Consider the following 11,359-nt stretch of genomic DNA (forward strand, 5'->3'; position numbering starts at 1 on the left):
GTCTCAGCCGCCGAAGTCTGCGGGCAACGTCATCTCCAGCTGATCAGCCAAGAACCCCCACAGATCCGCCCACTCCTCGATCTGCTTGGCCGTCGGCTTACCAGCCCCGTGCCCGGCCTTGGTCTCGATCCGGATCATGACAGGCGCCGCCCCGTTGTGCGCCGCCTGCAGCCGCGCGGCGAACTTGAAGCTGTGCGAGGGCACCACCCGATCGTCGTGATCGGCGGTGTAGACCATGGTCGCCGGATACGCGGTGCCGTCGACCAGGTTGTGATACGGCGAGTACTCGAGCAGCGCCTTGAACTGCTCGGGATCATCCGCGCTGCCGTAGTCGCTGGTCCACGCCCAGCCGATCGTGAACAGGTGAAAGCGCAGCATGTCCATGACGCCGACCCCAGCGAGCACCGCCCCGAACAAGTCGGGCCGCTGGGTCATCGCCGCGCCGACCAGCAGGCCGCCGTTGCTGCGCCCGCCTATCGCGAGCTTGTCGGGCCGCGTCCAGCCGCTGTCGATCAGGTATTCGGCGGCGCCGATGAAGTCGTCGAACACGTTTTGCTTGGTGAGCTTGGTCCCCGCGTCGTGCCACGCCTCGCCGTACTCGCCGCCGCCACGCAAGTTGGGCTGAGCATAGACGCCCCCCATCTCCAGCCAGATCAGATCCGGGACCGAGAACCGCGGGGTCAACGAGATGTTGAAGCCGCCGTAGCCATACAGGTATGTGGGCGAGTCACCGGTCGGTTTTTGGCCCTTCTTGTGGATCAAGAACATCGGGATCTTGGTCCCGTCCTTGCTCGCGTAGAACACTTGCTCGGTCTCGTAGCGGCTGGCATCAAACGCCAGCGTGGGCTCGCGCCACAGCTCGCTCACGCCCGTGTCGACGTCGTAGCGATAGATCGCGTAGGGCTGGGTGAAGCTCATCAGCCCATAGAAAGTCTGCTTGGCGTCCTGCTTGCCGCCAAACCCGTAGACCGTGGAGATCGGCTCGGGCAGCGCGATCGTGCGCTGCTGCTTGCCAGCTAGATCATGGACGCGCACCTCGTTCTTGGCGTCGACCATGTACTTGGCGAACAGCCGCCCACCCGTGAAGCTGACCGACTGCAAGGTGTGCTGCGAATCTTGGGGGATGACCTCGACGAGCTCGAGCGCGGGCGCGGGTGCCTGACCGGCGGCGGCCTTGACGTAGGCGCCGACGTCGGCCTTGACGACCCGGCCGCGCGGCGCGTCGAGGTTGGTGAAGAAGTAGAACACCCCGCCCTCGTTGCCGATGAACGAGTAGTTGGCTTCGAGCTCGTCGATCAGCTTGACGACCTTGCCCGAGAGCGCGCCACCGCGGCCGAGCGCGGCCACGTACAACATGTTGCGCACGTCGGTGCCGACCGAGACGTCGATCACCAGCCACTTGCCGTCCTCGGTGACGTCGCCGTCAAACTGCCAGTCGGGCTGCTCGGGGTCCGCGTAGATCAGCTTGTCGGCCGCCTGCTTGGCGCCGAGCTGGTGGTAGTAGAGCTTTTGGTTCTTGTTGACCTGCTCGAACTCGTCGCCCTGCGCGGGCGGATCGTAGGCCCCATAGAAAAAGCCCTTGTTGTCGGGGGTCCACGAGATCCCGGTGAACTTGCTCCACTCGAGCAGGTCGGGCCTGTCCTTGCCCGTCGCGACCTCGCGGACCTTCCAGCGCTGCCAGTCGGAGCCGGCGTCGGACAGCGCGTACGCGGCCAGCTTGCCGTCATGGCTGACGTTGATGCTGCCGACCGCGGTGGTCCCGTCGGCGCTCAGGGCGTTGGGATCGAGCAGCAGCTTGGGCTCGCCGTCCAGCGTGTCGGACCAGTAGTAGACCGACTGGTTTTGCAGGCCGTCGTTCTTGCTGAAAAAGAACCGCCCGCCCTCTTGCCACGGGGTGCCGTAGCGCTCGTGGTTCCACAGGCTCTCGAGCTTGGCCTGGATCGCGGCGCGCTCTTCAATGGTCTCGAGGTAGCCAAACGTGACGGCGTTCTCGGCCTCGACCCACTCGCGGGTCTGCGCGGAGTCGAGATCCTCTAGCCAGCGATAGGGATCGGCGATGCCGACGCCGTGGAGATCGTCGACCTGCGGCGACACCCGCGCGACCGGGTACACCCACGGCGACTCGACCTTCTCGCTCACCGCGTCCTCCGTGGCCGCTGGCGCAGCGGTGTCGGGGTTTTGGGTGTCTCCGGTGTCACACGCGAGCGCGAGCGACCAACACACAGACATGGACAGCAGGGACAACGATCGCTTTGACATGGGGTCACAATTTGGTGGGACAACCGCGGGGGAACAAGGCTTGTAGCGTCCCGGGTCACTCGCGTGCAAGCGGGCGGGCGGGCGCGACGAGGGCGATGAAGCCGTCTGGGTCCTCGATGTCTTCGAGCTCGAAGTAGCCGGCAGCGTGCGCCGCATGAGCGGGGCCCTCGGCTTGGTCGCCCAACAGCTGGGCCTGGCGAGCGCGGACGGCCGCGAGCTGGCCCCGCATGCCTTGGGTCTGAAACTGCTCGGCCGCAGACGCCCACGCCGCGAGGGCGCCCGCGGCGTCGCCCTCGAGCGACGCCAGCCCCGCCTCGATCACGTCCACGTGCCCCATCAACGTCGGGTTGTTCGCGGCCCGGAGCTTGGCAGCCCAGCGCCGCGCGCGGCGAACATGGCCCCGGTCGTCAGTGTGGATGGCCGCGATCAGATGACAGCGACACAGCAGCTCGATCACGTTGTAGCGGGCGAGCAAGTGCTCGGACAAGAACGTGCGCTTCATCTGCGCGAGCGTCTGATTGGCCAGCTCGATCGCCTGGGCGTGCTGGCCCTCGTGCAACAGAATTCGGACCTGGGCATAGAACGCCCAGACATCGCCGAACAAGTAGCGACCTGGCTTCCACAGGTCGAGCGCGGCTGTCAGCACGCTGCGGGCCTGCGCGGGCTTGCCAGCGAGCACCAGCGCGACGGCCATGAACGACGACACCTCGACCAGCTCCTGCATGTCGCCGCGCTCGCGGGCCCGCTCGGTCGTGCCCTTGGCCCGGGTCCAGAACTCGCGCAGGCGACCCTGGCAGATCAGCGTCCACATGTGATGGATCTGCGCGGTGCGACGGTCCCAGGCGGCCCCGGGCACGCCCTCGAGCCGCTCGATCACGTTGGTGTGTAGCTCGCCGCTGATCGGGTAGCGGCGCTCGAACCAGTGGACGCTGGCTTCACACAGATCGATGAAGCCCTCGAGCTGCGGATCGCCGATCTCGGCGGCGAGCTCCCGCGCCACGCCCATGTGCTGCTCGACCCGTCGCCAGTCGGCTCCGGCGACGTCGATCACACACTGGTAGGCGAGCGCCCGCGCGACCCGGTAGGGCTCACCAGCGCGCAGCGCCAGCCGCAGGTTGCGGAAGTGAAACAGCGCGCTCAGCAGGGTCTCTTGGGTGGACAGGCCGTTGACCACCGCGAAACAGGTGTCGATCTGATCGAGCAACCCCGGCTCGACCTCGGACGCGTCGCGCTGGACGAACGCGAACCCGCGCATGCGCATCCGAGCCTGCTCCCACAGCAGAGCCGAGACCGACGCGAGCGGGCCCGACGGGAGCTGCAGCGCGACCGAGCGCAGCAGCACGTCGAGCTGCGCGAGGCCCTCGTCGACGTGACCGGTCTTGATCAGCTGATCGGCGGCCAGGCGCCGACACTCGCGGGCCCGCGCTGGATCGGCGTGGACGGCATCCCTTGGGTGCTCGGCGTCGTTGGCCAGCGACAGCAACAGCTGCGCGGCCTCATACCCGCGGCCCACGTTGATCAGCTGCTCGGCCAGGCCCATGCGCAGATCCGCGACGCGCCGGGGATCGGCGTCGTCGGCCAGCAACTCCAAGGTCGTGCGGAACAGCGCCACCGCGCGCTGGAACGCCAGCGAGTTGGCCGCGAGCTCGGCCGCGCGCTCGTAGTAGTCGGCCGCGCGTGCACGATCGCCGCCGCGGTCGAAGTGCTCGGCCAGCGCCTCGGGGTCGCAGGCGAAGTGCTCGAGCGAGGCGGCCAGGCGCTGGTGCACGCCCCTCAGCGCGTCGAGCTCGAGCTCGCCGACCGCGACCTCCCGGATCCGAGCGTGCGCGGTCTCCAGGGTCCCGGGCGCCCCACCCTCGCCGCTGCGAGCGATCAACAGCTCGGCCTCGCGCAGGCCCGGGAGCAGCGCCATGGGATCTTCGAGCTCGCTGGCCCGGAACGCGACCCTGCGGTCGACCGGTCCGCCCGCGACGGCGACGACCTCGAGCAGGCGCCGGCTGTCGGGATCCAGCTTCAGGATCCGACGCACGACGATCTGGTCGAGCTCCTCGGTCGCAAAGTCGGACGAGCCGCCGTGGCTGAGCTGAATCAGCTGGCCGACGAAGAACGGGTTGCCCTGGGCCCGCGAGGCCACGAACTCGGCCGTCACCGGATCGTAGTCGTCACCCATGAGCGCCCGGGCCAGGTCCTGGGTCTCACCCGGGGCGAGCGGGCCAATGAACAGCTCGTGGGTGTCACGCGCCGCGATCGAGGCCGCGCCGGTCAACACCTGCAGCGCCTCGTTGCTGTCGAGCTCGTCGCGGTAGGTGACCACGAGCAACATCGGCGGGGCATCGGGCGGCGCGAGCAACGAGTTCAGCAGCTGCGCGCTGTCGACGTTGGCCCAGTGAAAATCATCGATGAACACGATCAGCGGGCGCCGCTTGGCGACCCCCGTGAACAGCTGGCGCAGGGACTCGAACGCGCGCTGGCGTAGCTCGTGGGCGTCGAGCCCGCTGATCCGGGTCCGGTCGACCCGCCACAGATCATCGAGCACCGGGAACAAGCGCGCGAGCGCGACCGGGTGCCCGGGCTCGAGCGCGATCAGGGACTCGCGGGGGATCTGCCGGAGGTGGACCGAGAGCGCGTCGATCACCGGATCGAGGCCCTTGTAGGGGACCGACTCGCGCTCGAGGCAGCGACCCTTGAGCACGACCGCCTGCTCCCGATCTTGGACACGGGCCAGAAACTCGCGGACCAGCGCGGACTTGCCGTAGCCGCTCGGCCCACGCAGCAGCACCGTGGCCTGCCCTGGGCTGGATGCCGACTCCGGCTGGTCACGAACGCGGACCCGCTCGAACGCGGCCTCGAGCGTCGCCAGCTCGCGGGCGCGACCGATGAACGGCGCCCGGCCCCGCACCATGCTGTCGTCGTCGGACTCGAGCGAGCCCCAGCCGAGCCCGGATCCCGTGTCGGTGCGGCCATCCAGGATCGCCAGGATCTCGCGGGCGCTGGGCCGGTCTTCGGGCTTGCGCGCCAGCATTCGGCGGCACAGCGCGGCGAGGTCGGGCGGGATCTCGGCGACGAACTCGTCGATCTCCGGCGCCTCGTACTCGCGCTTGGCGAACAGCAGGTGGGTGAGGTTGCCCTGAAACGGCCGGCGCCCGCTCAGGCACTCGTAGAGCATGACCCCGACCGCGTACCAGTCGGCGGCCGGCCCGGCGCGCTCGAGCCCGGCCTGCTCGGGGCTCATGTACGCGGGCGTGCCCATGATCTGATCGTCGGGGGTGTCGGGCTGGGCCTCCGAGTGATCCTGGATCAGCCCGAAGTCGAGCACGACGACCCGGCCCTCGGTCGTGACCAGCACGTTGGAGGGCTTGAGGTCCCGATGAATGCAGCCGTGCTGGTGGAGGTGACGGACGCCCGCGACCAGCTGTCTCACCGCCCGGCGCAGCCGCGCGAGGTTGGGCAGCTGGCCCTCCGGCGTTCGCCCGCGCACATAGTCATCGAAGCTGACCCCGTCGATCAGCTCCATGGTGAAGAAGCTGACCGAGTCCGGCAGCACGACGAGCTCGCCGAGCGCGACGAGGTTCTCGTGCGCGACGCCGGCCAGCGCCCGGAACTCTTGCTTGAACCGATACAGCAAGCTCGCGCTGGTCCGCTCGAGGTACTTGAGCGCGACCAACTCGCCGGACCCAGCTCCGCCGACCCGCCGGGCCGCGAACACCTGCCCCATGCCGCCGGCCCCGAGCTCATGCTCGACCCTGAACTCACCCAGCTGATCGCCCGGGTTCACGGCCGGCCGATCGTTGGGGCCGAGCGCGGCGATCGTGTCGAGGGCGGTGTCGGTCCGAGGTCCGTGCTCGGTCACCAGGTTCTCACCGCTGCGGGTGACCGACGTCGTGTCCAGCCGCAAGCCCGAGTCGCTGTGCTCCCTGTGCTCCGGTAGGCCGTCGGCCGTGTCCGGGCCTTGCATGGCCGACAACCTATCACGTGTTTTGGTGTGCGAGATGCACCCAAATCAAGGCCGGTGGCGACGCGTGGGTCGCTCACCTGGACGCCGCTGCGTGAGCCACATCGCCTTGCGCGCCGCCCGTGGTAGCTTCTCCCCGTGGCCAGCGACGATCGGGAGCCGGGCGAGCAGGGCGAGGATCTCGGGGACCTCGTCGAAGAGCTGTTCAACGACATCGACAAGGTTCGGCGGCTGCTCAAGCGGGCGTTCCCCGGCACCCAGCCGAGCGAGGACGAAGTTCGGGCCCGACGCGACAAGCTGCGGCGGGCCGACGTCGAGCCCGGCCTCGAGCGGATGCACCAAGACGGGGAGCCGAACGAGGCCGAGCGCGAGGCCGCCGAGCGACAAGAGAGCGCCCGCGGAGCGCACACGATCTACGCGGTCACCGCTCGCCACAACCGGACCAAGCCGTTCGAGTCGGACTGGGTCGGGCACACCCAGTCCGTCCGGGTGACCCTGCCGTTGACCCACGAACAGGCCCAGCCGATCTGGACCCACCTCGGGGTCGTCAAGGCCGAGGACCACCTGATGTTCACGGTCGCCGAGGTCGTCGCTGGTTACGCGGCGATGTTCGGCGCGGAGCCCAAGGTCGCCCGCGTGGATCTGATCACCGGGGCGCGTCACTACGATCTGGATCGGTTCGCGCCGCTGTCGGTGTTCCTGGCCTACGAGCACGTCGAGGACAAGCACGCCAGCTTCTATGTGTACGAGAGCGGCAGCGCCCAGGGTAACCCCGCGGTGCTGTACTGGGCGCCGACCATGGGCGCGAAGATCATCGCCCAAGCTGGGTTTCAGTTCACGCCCTTCTCCTGCGCCGAAGACTGGTACTCGGGCAAGCTGATCATGAACCGCGCGAAGACGGAGCCGAGCGTGCTCTCGATCTCGATCTCGCAGGTCAAGGACGGCACCCGCCACTACATCGACCTCACCGCCAGCTACGCGGTCGTCGAGCCTGGCAAGGTCGTGTGGCCGGTCGCCCACCAGATCCAAGCTGCGCTGCGGGTGTTTGCGATCGCCCAGGCCATGGGCTGCAAGCTCGACGTCTGGGAGTGGGGCCTCGGCCAGATCGGCCGCAGCGCGTTCGACTGGATCGCCGAGCCACCCCAGCGCGGCACCAGCCAAGGCTACTCCGGCTGCTCCCGAGCTGTTGTCAGCTCGGGCCAGGCTTCTGGCCCGCTTGCGGACGGTGTCGTGGATTGATTCGGTTGGGGACCGCCTGATCATACGTCCCGCGCATACACCTGCAGATCGCGGTGCTACCGTCGCGGCATGGCTGATCTCGATCTGGAAAACCCCGAACATCTGTGTGAGCTGCTGCGCCGCTGCTTGCCGGGGTTCGACGACGAGACGGCCGCGCGCGTGGGTGGCCACGTCGAGGCGCTCGAGCGCAGTGACAACGACATCTTTGGCTTGGTCGGCAGCGGTCGTCGGGGCTCGGCCGCGCCGGTCGAACCAACGCCGGCCGCGGACCAAGCCGGAGATCTCCCCCTCGACATGGGCGGAGCGGGCCAGCTGCTCGAAGACCCGTTGCTCGACTCGGGGGACGGCGGCGTCGAGCTAGCCCGGGTCCCCGTGCTCGCGCGTCGCGGGTGGACGGAGCTCGATCGCGTCGCGGCCAAGGGGCGCCACGTGGTCTACGCGCTCGAGGCCAAGCACGTGCGCCGCAAGCCTATCCGTGCGGGCTTCACCGCCGACTGCCAGTCGGTGCGGGTGAGACTGCCGCTGGCCAAGCCTGCCAAGGACGCGTTCATCGGCACCTGGATCGGCACCGTCGAAGCCAAGGATCACCTCGCGTTCTCGGTTGAACAGGTCGCCGACTACTACGAGCGCGCCTGCGCTGACCGGCCGTCGCTGGCCCGGGTGGACCTGATCACGGGCGCGCGGTTTCGCGGGCGACGGTTCTCGCCGGTCTCGATCTACCTCGCCTACCGCAGCAACGACGCTGACGCCAAGCCCTGCTTCTACCTGCTCGAGGGCGGCAGCGCGTCTGGAAATCCCGAGGCCATGTACGTCAGCCGCTCGATCGAGACCGGGATCAAGTCCAAGGCCAAGTTCGAGTTCACCCCGTTCGCGTGCCGCAACAACTGGTACGACGGCGGCCTCGAGATGAGCCCGGATCTGCGCGAGCCGGCCTGTGTGCACTTGAAGATCGCCCAGACCCGCGATGGTCGCCGCGAGTACCTTCGGGTGTCGGTGACCTACTCACCAGTTCGCGAGCTGCGGCGGGTCCTGCATCCGTTCGAGCAGCAGATCGAGGCCGGCCTGCGGGTGCTGGCGATCGCCGACGAGGCCGGCTGCCAGCTGAAGGTCGGCGCCGGGGGCGTGCTGCAGCACTCGCTCGGGCCCATGGTCAGCTCGATGATCCCGTGGGACGAGCAGCCAAGCGGCAGCCCGACGGCGCTCGAGCGCGACACCTTCTGCGGCTGCCCCAAGAAGTGAGCGCCTGCAAGCGGGCGAGGAGCCTCGCCCGAGCGCAAAACACAGGGCGGGCCCGAGTGCACGCCGCCTGTGGGGGGTATATACATCCCCCGCCGTGGCTCGCCCGTTCCAAACCCAGGCCCAAGAGGGCCGCAGCGTGTTCGCGCTGCTGCGCGTGCTCGCGATCGTGGGTGGCACCTTCGCCGTGCTGCTCGCCCTGATGTACTCGGGCTACGTCGGCTACACCGCGCTCGAGCCTGAAGAGGTCGAGTCCGGGCAGCACGAGCTGGTCGTCGATGAGTCTGGCCGGCGGGTCGACTACGGGCGCTCGTGGCTGGCCCGCCGCGGCGGCCTGTGGGTGATGCACTTCGAGGGCTCGCCGACCGACATCGGCGACGCCCACGGGCACCTCGCCGGGCGCCTGTTTCGAAACATCGACACCCGCGTCGACGCGCTGCTCGAGCAGCGCTACCGCGGCTACATCGAGAGCTGGGCCGAGCTCATGCTCCTGCGCTGGGACTACCGGGGGGCCGACGCGGCGCTCAGCGCCGAGCATGCCGCCCAGGCCGATCGCCAAAACCAGGCTGAGCACGCGGATCAGGCCACCCACACCGACTATCGCCGCGAGCTGTCGGCGCTCGCGGCGGCCCTGCCCGATGACGGCGAGGGCGAACTCGAGCCCTACCACCGCCTGTTTCTGTACCAGTGCCTGTTTGATCTGACCCAGCGTCTGCAGGACGTGGTCATTGAAGGCAGCATGTTCGCGGTCGCGCCACGGGCGACCAGCGGCGGGGTCGAGGCCGGCAACCTGGTGATCGGTCGGACCCTGAGCATCGATCTCGGCACCGACTTCGAGGCCGATCGGGTCGTCGCGTTCTACTACCCGGACGGCAAGTACCCGTTCGTGTCGATCGGCTGGGCCGGCCTGATCGGCGTCGTCACCGGGATCAACGCGCGCGGGATCTTCGTGGCCGCCAACCCCGCCCGAACCGACGACGCCCGCGAAGAGGATCCGATCCCGCTGCCGCTGGTGCTGCGGCGTGTGCTCGAAGAGGCTGACACCCTCGAGCAGGCCGTGCAGATCATCGAGGCCGCCCAGCTGCGCACGGCCGGGGTCGTGCTGATCGGCGACGGCGTGCAGCGTCAGGCCCTCGTGCTCGAGGCCACCGCGCGCGTCGACGAGGACACCCGCCACATCCGCGGCGACGACGAGCAGGCCGTGTGGGCCACCGATCACATGATCCGCGAGGTGTTCGAGGCCGACGCGCACAACGAGCGGATCCGTCGGACAACCTCGTCAGGCTACCGCTACGATCGCCTCGCCGAGCTGCTCGCCACCCCCGGCAACTTCGCGCCCGAGGACGCCGTGGCGATCCTCCGTGACCGCCGGGGCCTCGACAACGTCGAGCTCGGGCTCGGCAACCGCAACGCGCTCGAAAACCTCCACACCATGCAGTCGGTCGTGGTCGACGCCACCTCCATGGTTCTGTGGGTCGCCGAGGGCCCGTCCACGCTCGGCCGCTACCGGGCCTTCGATCTGCGCTACTTGCTGAGCCGACAGGGCTCGCGACCCGCCGCGCTGGCCGACTTCCCCGCGGATCGCCTGCTCTACTCCGAGGAGTACCGCGACTATCAAGAGGCCCTCGAGGGCCTCGAGTACGCGCGTGAGCTGCTCTCGCTCGACCGCCCCGACGAGGCGCTCGCGGCCGCGCGGGTGTCACTGGCGCTGGCCCCCGACATCGGCGAGCTGCACCGGCTGCTCGGAGACATCGAGCGCGAGCTCGATCACGCCGAGCAGGCGAAGACCCACTACCGTCGCTACCTCGAGCTGATCCCCGGCCGCCAGCGCGACCAAGAGCGGGTCAAGGGCATCATCGAAGAGCTCGGCGGCTAGGCGCTCAGGAGCTCGAGGTACTCGCGGACGACGACCTCGAGGCCGACGAAGATCGCACGAGACAACAGCGCGTGGCCGATCGAGACCTCGTCGAGGTGCGGCAGCGTGGCGAACAGGCCGAGGTTGTCGAGGTCGAGGTCGTGGCCTGCGTTGATGCCGAGTCCAAGCGCGTGGGCATGCTCGGCGGCGGCGACGTAGCGCTCGAAGCTGCGCAGGCCGTCGTCGCGCCCGCGCAGGTATGCCTGGGCGAACGGCTCGGTGTAGAGCTCCACGCGATCGGACCCCAGCTCGGCGGCCCAGTCGATCGCGGCGCGCTCGGGCTCGACGAACAGGCTCACGCGCACGCCCGCCTGCTTCAGACGCGCGATGCAGGGGCTGAGCAAGTCTCGATCGCGCTGGGGGATCCAGCCGGCCTCGCTGGTGATCTCGCCGGGCCGGACCGGGACGAGGGTGCACTGTTCAGGGCGCAGCTCGACGACGCGATCGATCAGCTCGGGCCGCGGATCGCCCTCGATGTTGTACTCGACCCGACCGCGGTGGGGCGCGAGGTACTCGTGAACGTCGACGACGTCTTGCGCGGTGATGTGGCGCTGATCTTCGCGGGGATGCACGGTGATCCCCGGGACGCCCGCGCGCACGCAGACGTCTACGGCCTCGACCACGCTGGGCACGCTGCCGCCCCGCGAGTTGCGGACGGTGGCGACCTTGTTGACGTTGACGCTGAGCCTGACCACGGCGGTGGTTTACTCGCGATGGGGGTCGAGCCCAAGCGCCCTCCGCTCCCCTCCGCTCCCCTC

General features: G+C 69.0%; 6 protein-coding genes. 3 read left to right on the forward strand and 3 right to left on the reverse strand.

The genetic code is table 11. The features are described from left to right. Positions 1-3 precede the first annotated feature (3 nt). Both ENSA7_RS15760 and ENSA7_RS15765 read right to left on the reverse strand, forming a co-directional pair. Positions 4-2,229, reverse strand: a complete 2,226-nt coding sequence (locus ENSA7_RS15760) for a prolyl oligopeptidase family serine peptidase (RefSeq protein ID WP_106090100.1) — start codon at positions 2,227-2,229, stop codon at positions 4-6. Positions 2,230-2,314: 85 nt separating this feature from the next. Beyond that, positions 2,315-6,214 carry a serine/threonine-protein kinase gene (locus ENSA7_RS15765; RefSeq protein WP_106090101.1) on the reverse strand — a complete coding sequence of 1,300 codons (3,900 nt, stop codon included), beginning with the start codon at positions 6,212-6,214 and terminating at the stop codon, positions 2,315-2,317. Positions 6,215-6,349: 135 nt separating this feature from the next. Here ENSA7_RS15765 and ENSA7_RS15770 point away from each other — a divergent pair, with 135 nt between their 5' ends. The 3 genes from ENSA7_RS15770 (at position 6,350) to ENSA7_RS15780 (ending at position 10,562) form a co-directional block, all read left to right on the forward strand. Then, entirely contained in the window at positions 6,350-7,450 is a 1,101-nt protein-coding gene (locus ENSA7_RS15770) for a hypothetical protein (RefSeq protein ID WP_106090102.1), read from the forward strand. 69 nt (positions 7,451-7,519) lie between these two features. After that, positions 7,520-8,689 (forward strand): DUF1365 family protein, encoded by a 1,170-nt coding sequence (locus ENSA7_RS15775; protein WP_106090103.1) that lies wholly within the window; start codon positions 7,520-7,522, stop codon positions 8,687-8,689. Positions 8,690-8,783: 94 nt separating this feature from the next. Further along, on the forward strand, positions 8,784-10,562 hold the full coding sequence (locus ENSA7_RS15780) for a C45 family autoproteolytic acyltransferase/hydrolase (RefSeq protein ID WP_146157738.1): 1,779 nt from the start codon (positions 8,784-8,786) through the stop codon (positions 10,560-10,562). Here the strand turns inward: ENSA7_RS15780 and ENSA7_RS15785 are convergent. Then, a complete protein-coding gene (locus tag ENSA7_RS15785; RefSeq protein WP_106090105.1) occupies positions 10,559-11,296 on the reverse strand; it encodes a pyridoxine 5'-phosphate synthase in 738 nt (245 codons plus the stop codon). The two genes, ENSA7_RS15780 and ENSA7_RS15785, sit on opposite strands and share 4 nt — an antisense overlap. Positions 11,297-11,359: the final 63 nt, after the last annotated feature.

This window comes from Enhygromyxa salina, assembly GCF_002994635.1.
Classification (GTDB): Bacteria; Myxococcota_A; Polyangia; order Nannocystales; family Nannocystaceae; genus Plesiocystis; species Plesiocystis salina_B.

Coding starts and splice junctions, on each gene's coding strand:
- ENSA7_RS15760 (WP_106090100.1), bottom strand. CDS start 2,229: ATGTCTGTGTGTTGGTCGCTCGCGCTCGCGTGTGACACCGGAGACACC.
- ENSA7_RS15765 (WP_106090101.1), bottom strand. CDS start 6,214: ATGCAAGGCCCGGACACGGCCGACGGCCTACCGGAGCACAGGGAGCAC.
- ENSA7_RS15775 (WP_106090103.1), top strand. CDS start 7,520: ATGGCTGATCTCGATCTGGAAAACCCCGAACATCTGTGTGAGCTGCTG.